At 62.3% G+C, this 18,488-nt stretch carries 12 protein-coding genes; 6 read left to right on the forward strand and 6 right to left on the reverse strand.

Annotation, left to right across the window (positions count from 1 at the left end; all coding sequences use genetic code 11):
- Positions 1-33 precede the first annotated feature (33 nt).
- The gene (locus NTD80_RS15640) at positions 34-4,653 is read left to right on the forward strand and encodes a dermonecrotic toxin domain-containing protein (protein WP_262134228.1); all 4,620 of its coding nucleotides are present in this window, start codon (positions 34-36) and stop codon (positions 4,651-4,653) included.
- Between the two features lie 2 nt (positions 4,654-4,655).
- Here the strand turns inward: NTD80_RS15640 and NTD80_RS15645 are convergent, their stop codons facing one another.
- A complete protein-coding gene (locus NTD80_RS15645; protein ID WP_262134229.1) occupies positions 4,656-6,197 on the reverse strand; it encodes a PLP-dependent aminotransferase family protein in 1,542 nt (513 codons plus the stop codon).
- Between the two features lie 87 nt (positions 6,198-6,284).
- Between NTD80_RS15645 and NTD80_RS15650 the strand changes: the two genes are divergently transcribed.
- From NTD80_RS15650 to NTD80_RS15665, 4 genes are all read left to right on the forward strand, one after another.
- Positions 6,285-6,923 carry an FMN-binding negative transcriptional regulator gene (locus NTD80_RS15650; protein ID WP_262134230.1) on the forward strand — a complete coding sequence of 213 codons (639 nt, stop codon included), beginning with the start codon at positions 6,285-6,287 and terminating at the stop codon, positions 6,921-6,923.
- Positions 6,920-7,366, forward strand: a complete 447-nt coding sequence (locus NTD80_RS15655) for a GNAT family N-acetyltransferase (RefSeq protein ID WP_065902585.1) — start codon at positions 6,920-6,922, stop codon at positions 7,364-7,366. Before NTD80_RS15650 ends, NTD80_RS15655 begins: the two co-directional genes overlap by 4 nt.
- 10 nt (positions 7,367-7,376) lie before the next feature.
- Positions 7,377-8,057: a GNAT family N-acetyltransferase gene (locus NTD80_RS15660; RefSeq protein ID WP_262134231.1), complete on the forward strand. Its 681-nt coding sequence runs from the start codon at positions 7,377-7,379 to the stop codon at positions 8,055-8,057.
- A gap of 179 nt (positions 8,058-8,236) precedes the next feature.
- On the forward strand, positions 8,237-9,538 hold the full coding sequence (locus tag NTD80_RS15665) for an autotransporter domain-containing protein (RefSeq protein ID WP_262134232.1): 1,302 nt from the start codon (positions 8,237-8,239) through the stop codon (positions 9,536-9,538).
- Between the two features lie 83 nt (positions 9,539-9,621).
- On the opposite strand, the gene oadA is transcribed toward NTD80_RS15665, so the two are convergent.
- On the reverse strand, positions 9,622-11,430 hold the full coding sequence (gene oadA / locus NTD80_RS15670; protein WP_065902592.1) for a sodium-extruding oxaloacetate decarboxylase subunit alpha: 1,809 nt from the start codon (positions 11,428-11,430) through the stop codon (positions 9,622-9,624).
- A 102-nt stretch (positions 11,431-11,532) separates the two neighbouring features.
- Positions 11,533-12,948 (reverse strand): acetyl-CoA carboxylase biotin carboxylase subunit, encoded by a 1,416-nt coding sequence (locus NTD80_RS15675; protein ID WP_003195732.1) that lies wholly within the window; start codon positions 12,946-12,948, stop codon positions 11,533-11,535.
- A gap of 195 nt (positions 12,949-13,143) precedes the next feature.
- On the opposite strand from NTD80_RS15675, the gene NTD80_RS15680 reads away from it, so the two are divergent.
- Positions 13,144-14,118: a LysR family transcriptional regulator gene (locus NTD80_RS15680; RefSeq protein ID WP_262134233.1), complete on the forward strand. Its 975-nt coding sequence runs from the start codon at positions 13,144-13,146 to the stop codon at positions 14,116-14,118.
- Here the strand turns inward: NTD80_RS15680 and NTD80_RS15685 are convergent.
- The 3 genes from NTD80_RS15685 to NTD80_RS15695 form a co-directional block, all read right to left on the reverse strand.
- Entirely contained in the window at positions 14,048-14,245 is a 198-nt protein-coding gene (locus NTD80_RS15685; RefSeq protein ID WP_106802257.1) for a PA3496 family putative envelope integrity protein, read from the reverse strand. The genes NTD80_RS15680 and NTD80_RS15685 overlap by 71 nt on opposite strands.
- Before the next feature lie 195 nt (positions 14,246-14,440).
- The gene (gene hexR / locus NTD80_RS15690; protein WP_010168370.1) at positions 14,441-15,307 is read right to left on the reverse strand and encodes a transcriptional regulator HexR; all 867 of its coding nucleotides are present in this window, start codon (positions 15,305-15,307) and stop codon (positions 14,441-14,443) included.
- Between the two features lie 162 nt (positions 15,308-15,469).
- Positions 15,470-18,343, reverse strand: a complete 2,874-nt coding sequence (locus NTD80_RS15695; RefSeq protein WP_065902596.1) for an EAL domain-containing protein — start codon at positions 18,341-18,343, stop codon at positions 15,470-15,472.
- Positions 18,344-18,488: the final 145 nt, after the last annotated feature.

Below are 18,488 nucleotides of genomic sequence, written 5' to 3' on the forward strand. Positions count from 1 at the left end.
TCTTCACGCCTGATACCGGCCAAGGAGCTGCAAATGCCCACCGACTCGATCCCCACCAATAACCGCCCGCCCAGCACCTACAGTCTGCTGACACAACTGAGTACCGGCCCGTCCATCCGCGAAGTCGCCGCCAATCTGTTGCGCGCCGCCCTCAAGGAGCAATACCCGACACTGAATATCGACCCGGACCTGGCCACCGTCGTCACGCCACACTGGCGCATCGTCGACGATCTCATTCAGTCAACGCCCCCCGCCATGGAGTCGCTGACCTCGGTCCTGGCCAACCAGGCCCTGTCGCCGGAGCCGGTGATTTATATCGACGGCGAGCATTTCCTCACGGCGCAGCCAGAGGCACCCCGCGCCGAACACCTGCCGGTGAAGATCGATGACATCGCGCGGTTGATCAATGAGCTGGCAGCCTTGATTTTCACTGCCTACCAGGAGCAGCAACTCGACTACTGGAATGCCTCCAGCGGCTTGACTGGCCCGCGCTGGCAGCTGCTCTCACATTCCTTGCGCAACGTGTGGAACGTCACCACGCAGGAGGGCTGGGACGAGCACGACTGCGCCATGGCCAGGTTGCTGTACCGGTTTCCAGAGCAGGCCAAACGCAAGGCCGTCGATACGTACCAGGTCCACGCTTATCTGATCGACATGGACACGAGCCTCAATAACCAATCCACGCACATTGGCCTGTCGGACATGGCGGTGCTGATCGGCAAACACGAGCAGAGCGAGCGGATCCTGGCCTATTCGCTGCTCAAGGGTTATGAGAAGTTCGAGTCGCTGGAAAAGCTCGGTGAGTCGCTACCTGCAAGCCTGGCGCAATATCAACCGGGTGAGGGTGTGCAGTGGCGACTGTACGAACCCGGCGCAGATTTCTTCGACAGCCTGGCGTGCAACCTGATCGCCCTGCAACTGCAGGCGATCGGTTCGATTGGCCCGACCGGCCTCGACGTCGCCCCCGTGACGGTCACCACCAGCCAGGCGGTCGTACGGATCCTGCCGGTGATCGAGGATCTGAGCGAGCACTCGCTGTCGAGCATCCGCCAGATTCATGAACAACTCCCCGACTGGCTCGCCAACGCTTCGGACCTCGACGTATCGACCTACAGCCGGTACGTGATTGAACTGGCCGAGGTGCATACCCACAACCTTGGTCGAACGTTCCAGGACGACGTTCCACCGATCCGAGATTACGCACGCGAACAGCTGCACAAGCAGATCAATTGGCATAGAAATCGCGCGAACCTGAATCTGGACAAGGTCGAAATCAGCATCGAGAGCCCCGTGGTCTGGGGCACCTTCGTGTTACCCGGTACCAGCGATATCACCCGGCGCAGTCTGATCGACCTGGCCCTGGAAAACCTCACGGGCCTGCCGACCGGCACGCCCAGCGTGCACTACAACGGCGGGAAAGGTCCCGCGTGGCTGACGTACGACTACCTCAAGGGCGTGATCGAAACTCTCGACATCGGCGGACGCTACCCCAAGCTGATCAAAAAAATCTTGCTGGATGATCCGCAACAGTCCAGGAGCCGGCAGACCCTCTACACCTCGCACCTGCGCACGCAACTGCCATTGCTGGCGCTGCAGTGGAAAATTCAAGGCCTGCACGGCATTGATGAACGTGGTTACCGTTATGTCGCCGCCGCTGTGCAGACACAAGCGCACGACAGGCAGGTCGACGGGCAAGAGATTGTCATCCGTCGCCTGGCCTTTATCCCAATCTTGCGTCCCGGCAAGGAACAGGATGGGGTGGAGAATATGTTCGTGATTGGCCCCCACGACCACACCCAAGGCCCATGCCTGCTATATCGCCCACTGCTGGAGCCGGTTCTGTTGCAGTTCCCGTCCCGGCAAAACCTGCTGTATGCCATCAAACATAACCACAGCCTGCGCGACTCGGTGTTGGCCTGGTTACCCAATGACAGCCGTTTCAACTACGAGCAGTACGTCTTCCCTGCTGCCCTGCCCTCGCCATGGACCGTTGTGCGCGGGCTAGTGGAACCGCAGGTGTTGGTGCAAATGAGCGGCCCCATTGCCTTGAGTGATGAGGTCTTGGGCAACGACCCCCTGGCGACCCTGTTCAAGGACAACGCCAATGCGATGGTTGAACTGGCCAACCGGCAATCGGTGTCCAACGTGAAGAAACGCTGGGCCACTTACCGGCAGGCCGGCTGGCTGATTTTCAGCGCGGCGTTGCCCTTTCTGGGGCGTACGGTCGGGATCGCCGCCTGGATCTGGCAAATCATGGACGACCTGCAGGAAGCCACCCAAGCCGAGTCCGGGCCTGACGGCAAGACCTCCTGGACAGCGCAGGTCGACCTGTTGCTCAACCTGGGCATGGCCCTGGTGCTGCATGTTGCCCTACGCCATCCGCCACAGCCCCGCCCGCTCAAGGCACGGCCTCCGAGGATTGAACCCACACAGGCGCAACTGCCAGCGAGTGCCCACCCCACGCCACTGCCGCAAAAGATCCCGGTGACAAAGCAACCCAACCTGCCCGATGCCGAACTGCCGGCACGCCATCTGGGCCCGCTGCACAACAGCGGCGCAGTTAATCGCTTACCTTCAAGCCTTGCGGCAACACTGGATCGCTTCAAGGTCGACAAACCGGATGGGCTGGGGGAGCCAGTCAACGAGCCCGGCATTCACCTGCATCTCTATGCCCTGGGTGATAAATGGTATGCACCGGTCAAGGAGCGCTGGTTCGAGGTCATGCTCGATGAGAACGACACCGTCATGATCATCGACCCGCAGCGGCCTTCCCACGTCGGCCCCATGCTGATCAGCAACCTCGCTGGCCAATGGTACGTCGACACACGACTACGCCTGCGTGGCGCCGGGTTCAGGAATCGGCGCAAGGCCGCGCGGGCCCAAAAACCATCGCGAATTGTCGAGCTCAGAGACCAGCTCACCACCTTCAATGCAGGCCAGAAACGCGGGCAGGCCGAGGTTGCCACGGCGCACGCCGCAATAGAGCCGCAACCTGGCCCCTCTGCCAACCTACAACGCCGGGCATTCATCGAAAAACTGGACACGCGCCTGGCCGAGTACGACGTACCCATCCGCCAGCTTCGGGCGCTGAACGTCATCGATACGGTGCCCAACTACCAATGCGACATGATCGACTACTTGAACCAGCAACTGCTGCTCACCCGTTTCGCCGTCTCTGAAACCCTGCCGACGTTTCGAACAGAACTGTTGTCGACGCTGGATGAGATGGAGGCCCTCGCGCCGATGCAAACCGTAAGACAGACCGCACTCGCCGAGAAAATGTCGCAGCTGAACCTGGACATGATCAGCCGCCTCGAATACGCGCAAACCCGTTACCTGCACCTGCAGGAACTGGGCATCGACGGTTTGAAAGTCATCCAGAACACCCTCCATGCCTTGCCTGATTTCAAGCTGCACGACCTCAAGGCCCTGCAAATCACCTTGAATCGCTACCTGTGCATCAAGGAAGGCAGTGGTGAAGCCTTCGTCGATGCCCACACCCAGCTCAATGAAATCGTGAATATCGCCGACCTCAACATACAAACATGGATCGAGGCCATGCCCGACGCCAGTGTCAGCGACCCCAGCGAACGGATCGAGGTGCTCAACAGCCTGGTCGAACAATTTTCCCTGGTCGACCAACGCCTGCTGGACCTGCACGCCGAACACCCGGACTACGTGCAGAGGGAACCGCTGGAGAGCCTTCGCCAACGCATCGACGATTTCAACAGGCAAGCCGTGCATGAACTGGCCAGACTGTTGAAAGAACGCAAGCCGCGGGAGACCAAGGCCGGCCCGTCAAAAACGCCGCAGGTGCCGAAGAAGAAGGTCATCAAGACCCGCTTCAACGCAGTGGTGGTGGGTGAGCCACGCCCCTCTGACGAGGGGCTCCTGGACGTGAAGGCGCCGGTCACGGGCAAGGTCATTGCGACCTTCCACGAAAAAAGCCCCGGGGTATGGGTCGAGCGCATAACCCCGGCCTCAAGGCCGCAACGGCCACCGGCTGCGGACCTCGACACCAGCATGAGCACCGCGCAAAACCTGCTGGATGAGGAGCCCTCCACGACTCAGCGCCTCCTGGCGCAGTCAAGAAAAGCCGGGCGAATCCCGGTGGAAATCGAAGAGATGCTGCACCAACACGCCGCCCGTATGGGGCAGGCAGCGAGCAGCATCGAAGAGGCGCTGACCCAACGCAACCTCACGGAGAGCGATCGACCGTCTGCCGCCGCCCTCAACCGCCAACTCAACGACGCCATGCAACGGCTTTATGCCCTGGGCACCAGTACCCGCGTCAGCATGACCAAACAGCAACGGCCTACAGCGGCGCGAGTGCAATGGCTGCACAGCCAAGGGGCGGTGAAAATTGCCAAGGTGATCACCCGACGGCGCCTCAAGGGCCCCGGCAAGGACTACCTGGATGAGTACGCGATCAGCGATCACGACACCCAGGAAGTGCTGTGGTATGCGCACTTTCATTACGATTCGCCGCCCGCCGAGCTCGACCAGTTCACCGCCGGCCACCTCAAGACCCGTGATCAGCAGCGACTCGGCGGCGCGATCCATCGCACCGGCCTGAGCGACGGCGATCAGATCGCGATTTATCGCAGCGAAATCAGCCCGCAGCTGGCTCGTTCACTGTTCTTCCAGATCTGAGGTCAACCGCCCTGCCAGGCCCTGCGCAGCTTAGCCAGGGCCTCGGCGATGGCCGCTTCGGGCACGGCGGCAAAGCCCAGCACCAGGCCGGCGCGCTGGTCCGCCGGCGTGGTGGAGTGCGCCAGCCAATAACTGCTCAGCGCATTGACCTCGACCCCCACGCCCTGGGCCTGCTCAACCAGTTGCTGCTCGCGGGCCAGGCTGTCCACGCGCACCGTCATGTGCAGCCCTGCCGCCACGCTGGGCAATTCGCCGACGCCCGACAAGCCGCTCGGCCAACCGGCCAGCACCGCATTGCGGCGACTCAACGCCGCCCGCCGCATGCGGCGAATATGGCGTTGGAAGTGCCCGGCCGCCATGAACTCGGCCATCACCGCCTGGGTGCTGACTTCCGAGTGGCGCATGTCCACCGCACGGCGCCGCGAGAACGCATCCACCAGCCCCGGCGGCAATACCAGATACCCCAGGCGCAGGGCCGGGAACGCGACTTTGCCGAAGGTGCCGACGTAGAGCACGCGACCACTGCGGTCCAGCGCGGCCAGGGGCGCCAGCGGTGCGCCGCTGTAGCGGTACTCGCCGTCATAGTCGTCCTCGATGATCCAGCCGCCGGTGCGCTCGGCCCAGGCCAGCAGTTCCAGGCGCCGCGCCAGGCTCATGACCACGCCCAATGGGTATTGGTGGGACGGCGTGACATAGGCCAGGCGGCAATCTTTCAGGCTGTTGAGGGTGTGGCAGTCGATGCCTTCGTGGTCCACCGGCACGCCCTGCAGGTTTGCACCGGCCAGGGCGAATGCATGGCCGGCAGCGCGGTAACCCGGGTTTTCCACCGCAACGCCGTCACCCGGCTCCACCAGCAACTGTGCACAAAGGCTGATTGCCTGCTGTGCACCACAGGTGATCACTATTTGCTCAGCCGCGCACTGCATGCCCCGCGAGCTGCGCAGGTAAGCGGCAATCAGGCCCCGCAGGCGAGCATCGCCCGCCGGGTCGCCGTAGCACAGCTGCTCCAGGTCCGGCTTGCGCCAGAATGCCCCGTTCAGCTTGGCCCACACCTCAAACGGAAACAGGTCGAAGGCCGGCACACCCACGCGAAACGCCCTGGGCGGGCCCGCAGGCGGCTGTGAAAGATGGTTGTTTTTCACCCGCGCCAGGCCCGGTCTGTGGATAACTTCGTTATCCAGATCTTCGGGCAAATCCATCCATTTTGTGGATAAGGCTGGGGATAAGCTTGTGGGTAACCCTGTGGACACTTTTGTGGATAGTTTTTTCGGCTGGGGCAGTTGGGCCACATAGGTGCCATCACCGACTCGGCCTTCGATAAACCCTTCGGCGTACAGTTGATCGTAGGCACGCACCACGCTGTTGCGCGAAATCGCCAGGGCCGCCGCCAAGTCACGACTGGCGGGTAAGCGCGTGCCGCTGGCCAGGCGTCCGTCCAGCACCCGCTGGCGCAGGGCCTCATACAGCTGGCGCGTCAGGCCTTGGCGCCGGTCCAGCTCGATGCCGGCAGGGTTGAATGACAGAGGCGGCGAAAGCGGCGGCATATTGGACCTATGAAATTGGCCTGAGATGGCTCTTACAACAGACCATTAGCCTGCCTACGATGCAGGCATTCGCCAAGGAAAATATTCATGTACACACCTCGCGCCTTTGCCCTCGAAGACTTGCCCGAATTGCAGCAACTGATTCAGCACACGCGCCTGGCGCAGTTGGTGACCGTTGGCGAGCAAGGCCTGCAAGCCAGCCACCTGCCGCTGCTGCTCAACCCCGATGAAGGCCCCAATGGCACCCTCTACGGGCACCTGGCCAAGGCCAATCCGCAATGGCGCGACCTGCAAAACGGCAGCGAGGCCCTGGTGATCTTTGCCGGCGCCGAGGCCTACATCAGCCCGGCGTTCTACCCAGCCAAGGCCGAGCACGGCAAGGTGGTCCCGACCTGGAACTACCTGGCGGTGCATGCCTACGGCAAGGCTGAAGTGTTTACCGACGCCGAGCGCCTGCTTGCGCTGGTCAGCGCCCTGACCGATCGCCATGAAGGCAACCGTGCCCAGCCGTGGAAGGTCAGCGACGCCCCGGCCGATTACATCGACGGCATGCTCAAGGCCATCGTCGGCTTCGCCCTGCCGATCGAGCGCCTGATCGGCAAGCGCAAACTCAGCCAGAACCGCAGCCAGGCCGACATCGACGGTGTCCGTAAAGGGCTGGCCGCCAGCGCCGATGTGCGCGACCAGACCCTCGCCCGCTTTATTCCCCAAGGAGTTTCAGAATGAGCCAGATCGACATCCGCCCGGTCACTGCTGCCGACCACGCCGCCTGGCTGCCGTTGTGGCAGGCGTACCTGAAGTTCTACAACACCGAGCTGCCGGACGCCGTGACCCAGAGCACCTGGCAACGCCTGCTCGATGCACAGGAGCCGACCCATTCCGCACTCGCCTGGCAGGACGGCAAGGCCGTGGGCATGGTCAACTTCATCTACCACCGTTCCAACTGGAGCATCGAGAACTCGTGCTACCTGCAGGACCTGTTGGTGGACCCGGCCCAGCGCGGCACCGGCGTCGGCCGCAAACTGATCGAGTTCGTCTATGCCACCGCCAAGGCTGATGGCTGCGCCAAGGTGCACTGGCTGACCCACGAGACCAACGCCACGGCGATCCAACTGTACGAGCGCATCGCCGAACGTCCGGGTTTCATTCAATTTCGCAAAGGTCTTTAAGGAGCGCAGCATGCCTATCTCACCCGCCGACTGGAAAGGCGTCCCGGCGCCTACGGTCCAACTGCTCGAAGGGCGCTTTATCCGCCTGGAAAAACTCGACCCGGCACGACATGGCGACGACCTGTTCCAAGCCCTGCAAGGCCCCGGCGCCGACCCGAAACTGTGGGATTACCTGCCTTACGGCCCATTCCCCGAGCGCGGCGCCTTCAATGACTGGCTCAACAACCATGCGCAACACAGCGATCCGTATTTCTTCAGCGTGGTCGACCGGGCGAGCGGCCAGGTGCAAGGCATCCTAAGCCTGATGTCCATCGTCCCGGCCCAGGGCCGCATCGAAATCGGCCACGTGACCTTCGGCGCACCGATGCAACGCTCGCCGAAAAGCACCGAAGCGGTGTACCTGCTCGCCAAGCATGCGTTCGAACAGGGCTATCGCCGCCTGGAATGGAAGTGCAACAACGGCAACGCCCGCTCCAAATACGCGGCCGAGCGGCTGGGGTTCAGTTTTGAAGGGGTGTTCCGCCAGCACATGGTGGTAAAGGGGCAGAACCGCGATACCGCGTGGTACTCGATCCTGGATTCGGAATGGCCCGCGATTGGCGCGGGTTTCGAGGCCTGGCTGTCAGAGGCCAACCAGTCGGGTTCTGGGCAGTTGAAGAGCCTCGCGGAGTGTCGCCAGCAGGCGCTGTGAGCCGTGGTTCAACCGCTGGGCCGGCGGCGCAATGCGCGTCGGCCCAATCCCTTGGCAATAGCCGCAATTATCGCTGCAGACTAGCGACATCTCCCGCAAGCAAGGGTCGCCCGGCCTGACATTTATCCCCCCGCAGCCTCGCTAAATTCCCCGCCTCATACATCAAGAGGTGGGATTACATGCTGCGCATACACAAACAACTCGCGCTCGCCATCACCCTGGCGCTGGGTGCCCTCGGCGCTCAATACGCACAGGCCAGGGGCGATATGGAGCCAGACAGTGAATGGTTCGCACAGCCCGGCAACAAGGGTCATTCCGCGCCGGCGCTGCCGGCGCCTGAAGACTTCTACTTCGCCGACCGGGCTACCAGCCGAAACGCCCTGAGCGTCGCTCGGGTGCTGGACGCCGCCGTGGATGGATTGCTGGCGTCGGACGAGTTCAACGAGTGGGAAAAAAGCCGGCTCGAAGGTTACGGCCTGTACTTGAGCACCCTGGAGCCGAGCCGAATAGGTGCCGTGCTCGAGCAACTGGCGGGAAGCCAGAACGCCAACCTCGGCACTGCCACCCAGAACAGCCTGAAAGCCTTGAACGCCAACCTGTTGGCAGCCATACGCCAGCTGGATAAGGACACCGGCGACACCGGTCGCGTATGGCTGCAAGGCCTGGGCAATGGCGGCAGCCTTGACGCGCAACACGGCAGTGCCGGATTGAAACAGAGCAGCCAAGGCCTGTTACTCGGGGCCGACGGCGCAATCGACGACGCATGGCGGGTGGGTGTGGTGGGCGGCAAATCCGGCACTGACCTGAGCGCCAGGCGCTTCAAGGGTGAAGTGGATAGCTGGCACCTCGGCGCCTACGCCGTCCGGCTGGACGGGCCACTCGCGCTGCGCCTCGGCGCGCTGTACAGCAGCCATAGCGGACAAAACAAACGCACGGTCGACTTCGACTTCGTCAATCACCGCGATCACCTCTCGGGCAAGTACAAGGCCCGCAGCCAAAACGCGTTTGCCGAGCTGGGCTATCAGCTGCAGACCGCTGACTGGCGCGCCGAGCCCTTTGCCGGCGTGGGTTTCCAGCGTTATCACCGCGAACGCTTCCAGGAAAAAGGCGGCGACAGCGCCTTGAACGTGGGTACGCAGACCCAGCAGAACCTCAGCAGCACCTTCGGCCTGCGCGTGACCCATGACGTGACGCTGGGCAACCAGATGATCCTCAAGCCGCACCTGAGCACAAGCTGGAAGCATCTCTATGGCGACACCAGCAGCCGCGTACGTCAGTCCTTCGCCTGGGAAAAACGTGAGGACTTCAACAGCGCGTTCACCGTCGGCGGCACGTCCCTGGACCGTGACAGCCTGGCGCTGCGCACCGGCGTGGAGCTGGCGCTGTCGGACGAGCACAGCGTAGGCCTGGCCTATAGCGCAGAGTTTGGCAGCCACAGTCGCAACCAGGGGTTGATGGGCCAATGGGCGGTGGCGTTCTAAGGCACCGGGAAGCCCGATCGACAGGCAAAAAAAAGGGGAGCACCTGCTCCCCCGAGGATTAAACGGTTATGTCGAAGGCTGTATCAGCCTTCGATCTCAATCAGGATCTCGCCCGGGTTGACCCGGTCGCCCTTGGCCACATGCACAGCGGTGACCTTGCCGGCGATCGACGCCTGCACTTCGGTTTCCATCTTCATGGCCTCGGTGATCAGCACGGCCTGGCCAGCCTTGACCACATCCCCTTCCTTGACCAGCACGTCGACGATGTTGCCCGGCATTGCCGTGCTGACGTGGCCCGGCTCAGTGGCGTGCTTGCGCTTGCTGCCGCCGCTGCTGACAAATTCGTTGAGCGGTTCGAACACCACTTCTTCCGGCATGCCGTCGATGGACAGGTAGAAATGGCGTTTGCCTTCGGCCTTCACGCCGACGCCGGTGATGTCCACGCGGTAGCTTTCGCCGTGCACGTCGATGACGAACTCGGTCGGCACGCCTTCGCCGCCAGCACGCGCCACACCGCCGGCTTCAGGGATCGGCAGCAGCACTTCAGGGGCCAGGGTGCCGGCGTCACGCTCTTCAAGGAACTTGCGCCCGATGTCCGGGAACATCGCGTAGGTCAGCACGTCTTCTTCCGACTTGGCCAACGCACCGATCTCGCCGCGCAGCTTGGTCATTTCCGGCTTGAGCAAATCGGCCGGACGCACGTCGATCACCTCTTCGCTGCCGATGGCCTGGCGGCGCAGTTTCTCGTTCACGGTACCCGGCGCCTTGCCGTAGCCGCCTTGCAGGTACAGCTTCACTTCGTTGGTGATGGTCTTGTAGCGCTCACCGGCCAGCACGTTGAAGAACGCCTGGGTGCCGACGATCTGCGAGGTCGGCGTGACCAGCGGCGGGAAGCCAAGGTCTTCACGCACCCGCGGGATTTCGGCTAGCACTTCGCCCATGCGGTTGAGTGCGCCCTGCTCTTTCAGCTGGTTGGCGAGGTTGGAAATCATCCCGCCCGGCACCTGGTTGACTTGCACGCGGGTGTCGACGGCGGTGAATTCGCTTTCGAACTGGTGGTACTTCTTGCGCACTGCGTAGAAGTACAGGCCGATTTCCTGCAGCAGCTCCAGGCTCAGGCCGGTGTCGAATTCGCTGCCTTTGAGCGCGGCAACCATCGACTCGGTCCCCGGGTGGCTGGTGCCCCAGGCGAAGCTGGAAATCGCGGTGTCGATATGGTCGGCACCGTTCTCGATGGCCTTGAGTTGGCACATCGCGGCCAGGCCGGCGGTGTCATGCGAGTGGATGAACACGGGCAGGCTCTGCTCGGCCTTCAGCGCCTTGACCAGTTCGCCGGTGGCGTACGGGGTCAGCAGGCCGGCCATGTCCTTGATTGCCACCGAGTCGCAGCCCATGGATTCCATTTGCTTAGCCTGGGCCACAAACGCTTCGATGGTGTGCACCGGGCTGGTGGTGTAGGCGATGGTGCCCTGGGCATGTTTGCCGGCAGCTTTCACCGCTTCGATGGCCACGCGCAGGTTACGCACATCGTTCATGGCGTCGAAGATGCGGAACACGTCGATGCCGTTCACGGCGGCCTTGGCGACGAAGGCTTTGACCACGTCGTCGCTGTAGTGGCGGTAGCCCAGCAGGTTCTGGCCGCGCAGGAGCATTTGCAGGCGCGTGTTAGGCAACGCGGCGCGCAGCTTGCGCAGGCGCTCCCATGGGTCTTCTTTCAAAAAGCGTACGCAGGCGTCGAAGGTCGCGCCGCCCCAGACTTCCAGCGACCAGTAGCCGACTTTGTCGAGCTTGTCGCAGATCGGCAGCATGTCGTCGGTGCGCATGCGGGTCGCCAGCAACGATTGGTGGGCGTCGCGCAGGATGGTGTCGGTTACGAAGATTTTCTTAGTCATATTCGGATCTCCTCATAGCGGCAAGTTTCAAGCTACAAGCTGCAAGTAAACGCTGATCCGCTTTAACTTGTAGCTTGCCGCTTGCAACTTGCAGCTGCTTATTTATAAGCCTGCGTGGGCGGCGATGGCGGCGGCGATGGCCAGGGCCAGCTCTTCGGGTTTGCGCTTGATCGAGTAGTTGGTCAGCTCAGGATGGCTTTCGACAAAACTGGTGTTGAACTGGCCGCTGCGGAATTCCGGGTTGCGCAGGATTTCCTGGTAGTAGGCGGCGGTGGTCTTCACACCTTGCAGGCGCATGTCGTCCAGGGCACGCAGGCCGCGGTCCATGGCTTCTTCCCAGGTCAACGCCCAGACCACCAGTTTCAGGCACATGGAGTCGTAGAACGGTGGAATGGTGTAGCCGGTATAGATCGCCGTGTCGGTGCGCACGCCGGGACCGCCGGGCGCGTAGTAACGGGTGATCTTGCCGAAGCTGGGGAGGAAGTTGTTCTTCGGGTCTTCGGCGTTGATACGAAACTGCAACGCGAAGCCACGGTGCTGGATGTCTTCCTGCTTGACCGACAGCGGCAGGCCCGAGGCGATGCGGATCTGCTCGCGGACAATGTCGATCCCGGTGATTTCTTCGGTGATGGTGTGTTCCACCTGCACCCGGGTGTTCATCTCCATGAAGTACACCTCGCCCTCGGCGAGCAGGAACTCCACGGTACCGGCATTCTCGTAGCCCACCGCCTTGGCCGCGCGCACCGACAGGTCGCCGATGTAGGCGCGCTGTTCCGGGGTCAGTTGGGGGCTGGGGGCAATTTCGATCAGCTTCTGGTTGCGGCGCTGGATCGAGCAGTCACGCTCGAACAGGTGCACCACGTTGCCGAAACTGTCACCGAGGATCTGCGCCTCGATGTGCTTGGGATTGACGATGCATTTTTCCAGGAACACTTCCGCCGAACCGAAGGCCTTGGTGGCCTCGGAAATCACGCGGGGGAAGGCTTGTTCGAGTTCTTCACGGCTGTTGCAGCGGCGGATACCACGACCACCACCACCGGACGTGGCCTTGAGCATCACCGGGTAGCCGATGCGGTCGCCTTCGGTCAGGGCTTCATGGATGTCGGCAACGTTGCCTTCAGTCCCCGGCGTGACCGGCACGCCCGCCTTGATCATGCTGCGGCGCGCTTCAGTCTTGTCGCCCATGCGACGGATCACTTCAGCCGACGGGCCGATGAACTTGATCCCGCGTTCAGCGCAAATGTCTGCCAGTTCGGCGTTTTCCGAGAGGAAACCGTAGCCGGGGTGCAGCGCATCACAGCCGGTTTCCACGGCCAGGTTCACCAGCTTGCGCGGGTTCAGGTAGCCGGCCAGGGGCTCGGCCCCGATGCTGTGGGCTTCGTCGGCACGCTTGACGTGCAACGCGTGACGGTCGGCGTCGGAATAGACCGCGACCGAGCGAATGCCCATCTCGGCGCAGGCACGCACGATTCGTACGGCAATTTCACCACGGTTGGCGATCAGGATCTTTTTTATCACTTGGAAATTCCCTTGAGCCGATTGCTGCGTCTTCAACCCCCTGGATCCGGGTCGGCGCGTGACCAAATGTTTCATGACAGTCGCGAGACACACACTAAGCCCCAACAGGGATTAACAAAAATCAATAATTATTGGGCTGTGTATAAGTAAAGACTTATAGTCGATGCATCAGGGGTAGGCCGGGATCACTAAATAATGCGTAAGTCATTGATGCGTATGACATTGCGTCAATTGCAGATCTTCAATGAAGTGTGCGATTTGCGTTCCTACAGCCGTGCAGCCGAGGAAATGTCGCTTACGCAACCGGCCGTTAGCCTACAGATTCGTCAGTTGGAAGAGCTGATTGGCCAGCCGCTGTTCGATTACGTCGGCAAGAAGCTCTACATGACCGAAGCCGCCGAAGCCCTGCAACGTGCCAGCCGGGACATTTTCGGGCGCCTGGAAAACCTCGATATGCAGCTGTCGGACATGCAAGGCTCGCTGCAGGGCCAGTTGAAACTGGCGGTGGAATCCAGCGCCAAATACTTCGTGCCGCACCTGTTTGCGGCGTTCAAGCGCCAGCACCCGGAGGTGCAGCTGCACCTGACGGTGGTCAACCGCGCCCAGGTGATTCGCCGGCTTTCGGACAACCGCGACGACCTGGTGATCATGTCCATGGTGCCCCAAGACATGGGCCTGGAATTCCTGCCGTTCCTCAACAACCCGATCGTGGCCGTGGCCCCACCTGAACATCCGTTGAGCCTGCAAGGCCCGCTGCGCCTGCAGGACCTGGAGCCCTACACACTGCTGCTGCGCGAACCGGGTTCCGGTACGCGGCTGGCGTGCGAGGAATACTTCAAGGAGAAACGCGTGCACTTCACCCAGACGGTGGAAGTGGCCTCGGCCGAGGCGCAGCGTGAATGCGTGAACGCAGGGTTGGGCGTGGCCTTGCTGACGCGCCACGCGGTCAACCTGGAGCTGGCCACCGGCGGGCTCAAGGAGCTGCCGGTGGAAGAACTGCCGCTGTACCGCAGCTGGTGCCTGGTGCAGGCCAAGGCCAAGCGCCTGTCACCGGTGGCCCATGCGTTCCTGGGCTTTATCCGCAGCGAACGGGTGCAGATCAGCGCGTTGGCTGAGCGTTTCGCTGGGCAGCCAAGGGCGCCTGCCAGTGGAGTTCCGGGTAGTCAGTGATGCTCTGCTGCAGTTGACGCTCGTCGCAGCGGTCTTCGATTGCACGACGGAACGCCATGCGGCGCTGGTCTTCCTGCTGACGACGGGTTTTGACGGAGCTGTTGCTGTCTTCGTAGTGCCGGGCCATTTTCAGTCTCCCAATGCGAGTACGGGGAGTTCAGGATGGCCCTGGGGGATGACGGTTTGGCGGCGCGGGGGTTACAGGACGATGAATCTTCAGGCGCTGTGCACGTCCCGTGTGGGAGATCAGTCAATGAATGTGCGAGCTGACAGACCGCCATCGCAGGCAAGCCAGCTCCCACATCGATCTGTGTACACCCGATTAATCGTCGAGGGCTTTGACTGATTTGGGCGAGAGACGCAGGCTGCGCAAGCTGCGCTTCACACTCTTGAGGTGGTTGACCAGGCTAGGGCCGCGCGCCATTGCCACGCCCATCGCCAGCACGTCGATCACCACCAGGTGGGCGATGCGCGAGGTCAGCGGCGTGTAGATCTCGGTGTCTTCGTGCACATCGATCGCCAGGTTGACCGTGGACAGCTCTGCCAACGGCGTCTGGCTCGGGCACAACGTAATCAGGGTCGCGCCGCTTTCTCGCACCAGGTTGGCGGTAATCAGCAGGTCTTTGGAACGGCCCGACTGGGAAATGCAGATCGCCACGTCGGTAGGCTTCAAGGTCACCGCCGACATGGCCTGCATGTGCGGATCACTGTAGGCCGCAGCGGTGAGCAGCAGCCGGAAGAATTTGTGCTGGGCATCGGCGGCCACCGCACCAGACGCACCGAAGCCGTAGAACTCGACGCGCTGGGCCTGGGACATGGCGGTCACGGCCTTTTGCAGCTCCACCGGGTCAAGCTTCTCGCGCACTTCCATCAGCGTGTGCAGGGTGGTGTCGAAGATTTTCAGGCTGTAGTCGGCGACGGAATCGTCTTCATGAATCGCAAACTGGCCGAAGCTCGCACCGGCGGCCAGGCTTTGCGCCAGCTTGAGTTTCAAGTCCTGGAACCCGGAGCAACCGATGGCGCGGCAGAAGCGCACGATGGTCGGCTCGCTGATGCCCACGCTGTGGGCCAGGTCGGCCATGGAACTGTGCATCACTGCCGCAGGGTCAAGCAGCACGTGATCGGCAACCTTGAGTTCCGATTTGCGTAACAGGTGGCGCGACTGGGCGATATGTTGCAACAGGTTCAAAGGGCAGGACTCTTGTTATTGGCAGGTGCCAGGCATGTAGCAAGCTTGTAGTTATACTACAAGAATTGTCGTTTTGCCCGTCCGATGCATCACTAAATCGCCCTGTCCGCCTTTGAATCTAAGGGCGGCCAAGTTGTAGCCGCTGGGGTTGAAGCCGTGCGGCTAAGGAAAAACTGCATTTTTCCGTAACAAATCGGCCAGCCCTTCGGCCGCCATCGGCCGACTGATCAGGTAGCCCTGCACCTCGTCGCAACGCTCGCCGCGCAGGAAATCCAGCTGCTGCTGATCTTCCACACCTTCAGCCACCACCTTGAGCGCCAGCCCATGCGCCATGGCGATGATCGCCCGGGTGATCGCTGCGTCCTCCCGACCCTGCCCGAGGCCACGGATGAAGGTCTGGTCGATCTTCACGTAGTCCACGGGGATGCGCTTGAGGTAACTGAGGGATGAATAACCGGTGCCAAAGTCGTCGATGGCCAGCTTCACACCCAGGTCGCGCAGCTGCTGGAAGGTCGCGATGATGTGTTCGACGCTGTCGAGCAGTTGGCTCTCGGTCAGCTCCAGCTCGAGGTATTGCGGGTCCAGCCCGGTCTCTTCCAACACCTGGCGCACCAGGCTGACCAGCTTGCCCTGGCGCAACTGATGCACCGACAGGTTCACCGACACCCGGATCGGCGCCAGCCCCTGGCGCTGCCACTCGCACGCCTGCCAACAGGCCTGGCGCAGCACGAATTCGCCCAGCGGTACGATCAGGCCGGTCTCTTCGGCGAGGCCGATAAAGTCTCCCGGCGGCACCATGCCCCATTGCGGATGCTCCCAGCGAATCAGCGCTTCGGCGGCATTCAGCTTGCCGGTGGCCAGGCACAGTTTCGGCTGGTAGAACACCGTCAGTTGGCGCTCCTCGATGGCCTTGCGCAGGTGGTTTTCCAGCTGCAGGCGCTCCAGGGTGCTGGCTTGCAGACTGTCGGTGTAGAACTGGAAATTGTTGCCGCCCAAATGCTTGGCATGTTGCATGGCCATGTTCGACTGGCTGACCAGCGCGGAAATTTCCCGCGCGTTATCCGGCAACAGGCTGACCCCCATCGAAGCACTGACCACCAACTCATGCCCTTCCACCGTCACCGGCACCCGCAACTTGGCCAGCAGCCGCGTCGCCACCCGCGCCAGGCTCGAGAGGTTGCCATAGGCATCGAACAGCACGGCGAATTCATCACCGGACAGCCGCGCAATGGTGTCGGCTTCCGGCAAGGCGTTGATCAAGCGCCGCGCCATTTTCTGCAACAGCTGGTCGGCAACTTCGTGGCCGAGGCTGTCATTGAGCAATTTGAAACGGTCGAGGTTGATGTGCAGCAGCGCCAGGCTCCGCCCGCCCAGGCGCACGCGCTGGTGGGCTTCGCGCAACCGTTCGCGAAACAGCGAACGATTGGCCAGGCCGGTCAATTCATCGTAATGCGTGAGGTAGCGCATGCGCTCCTCGGATTCGCGCCGCGCGGACAAATCGGCGAAGAACCCCACGATATGGCTGACTTTTCCGCGAACATCGCGCACCACGTTCAGTTGCAGCCACTGCGGGTACAACTCGCCGTTCTTGCGCGTCTCCACCAGTTCGCCCTGCCAGGTGCCGTGGCTGAGCAGCGCCTGGCGGATCACCGGGAAGTGGCGCCGCGCATCGCGGCTGCTGGGCAGCTCCACCACATTGCGGCCGAGCATGTCGTCGATGTCGAAGCCGGTGACGCGACTGAAGGCCTGGTTGACCGCAATCAACGCGTAATCCGGGTCAAGGATCACGATGCCTTCGCTGGCAGCCTCGAATACCGTCGAAGCCAGGCGCTGCTGTTCTTCCAGGGCCTTGCCGGCGCTGATGTCGCGGCGCGTACCGAGCATGCGCGTGACGCGCCCGCTGGGCGTGCGCTCGACGGCGCGGCCACGGTCTTCGATCCACACCCAATGGCCATCGCCATGGCGCACGCGGTATTCGACCTGGTAGTCCTCGCTGCGCCCCTTGAGGTGTTCCACCAGCGCGCGCTTGAGCAACGGCAGGTCCTCGGGGTGCAGGCGCGGCTTGAGGTGGCTGAGCATCGCTGTGACGTACTCGGGTTCCAGGCCGAACAACTCTTTGAGCTGGGTGTGATGGACCTCGTCGGTCTGCAGGTTCCAGTCCCACAGACCCAGTTCGCTGGCTTGCAGGGCCATGGCCAGGCGCGCCTCGCTTTTATTCAGGGCCAGGCTGGCGGCGTCGAGCTCCTGGCTGCGCTGCGCCACGCGGTCCTGCAGGCCGATCTGCGCTTCACGCAGTTCCTGTTCGACCTGGCGACGCTGCTCAACTTCGCGCACCAGTTCCTGATTCAACTGTTCGCTGCGCTGCTGCGCCTGTTGCAGATGCTCGATCAGCGCCTGGTTCTGGAAGCGTCGCAGCAGCCCGCGCTGGATCAAGCGATTGACCTGCCACGCCACCACACTCAAGGAGGCCAGCAGGATCAGGCCGAGCACACCCCAGCCTTGTTGCTGCGGGGCGCCGTTCCAGAACAGGTACGCGATGGCCGGCACCAGGCACGGCAGGGAAAAGGACAGGAACGCCGGCAGACTCACGGCATAGGCCACGCTGGCCGACAGCGTCGCGGCGCCGATCAGGCCAAAGACCCAGGCCTGCTGCATAAAGCTGTCCACCGGTACCAGCGCGATGGCGGCGACGGCCAGGGTCAGTCCGCTGACCGCTGAACCCAGCATGAACATGCGGCGCCAGATCGGCTGGGCCTGGCGGCTGGGCATGGCCGAGTCAAACGCCGCCACCTGGATCACGCGCATCGCCACCAACGCCAGCAGCCAGACCAGCCAGATGCTGTCCAGCAGGTATTGCTTGGGGTTCCACAGCAGCCAGGCGCAGACCAGGCCGTTGACCAGCATTAATAAGGTAGGCAGCAACGAGCCCTGGTAGAGCAGGCGCGTGCGCTCGACCGCCATCTCGGTGGCGTAATGTTTGTGGATGACCTGCGCGGGCGCCATCGTGGGGCCGAACAGGTCGGTGCTGAGGGTCATAGGCAGTGTTCTTATAATGGTGAGCCCGAAACGTCGACGGAGCATACACAAGCACGCGCTTGGGCCAAACTGCTCCACGTCATAAAAACCTCACGTTTATCCAGCGCAAACCTAGGTGCCAGACGGCTTGAGCGAGACACGGCGG

It is taken from the genome of Pseudomonas sp. 13B_2.1_Bac1 (genome assembly GCF_025466155.1).
In the GTDB taxonomy this organism is placed as follows: Bacteria; Pseudomonadota; Gammaproteobacteria; order Pseudomonadales; family Pseudomonadaceae; genus Aquipseudomonas; species Aquipseudomonas aylmerensis.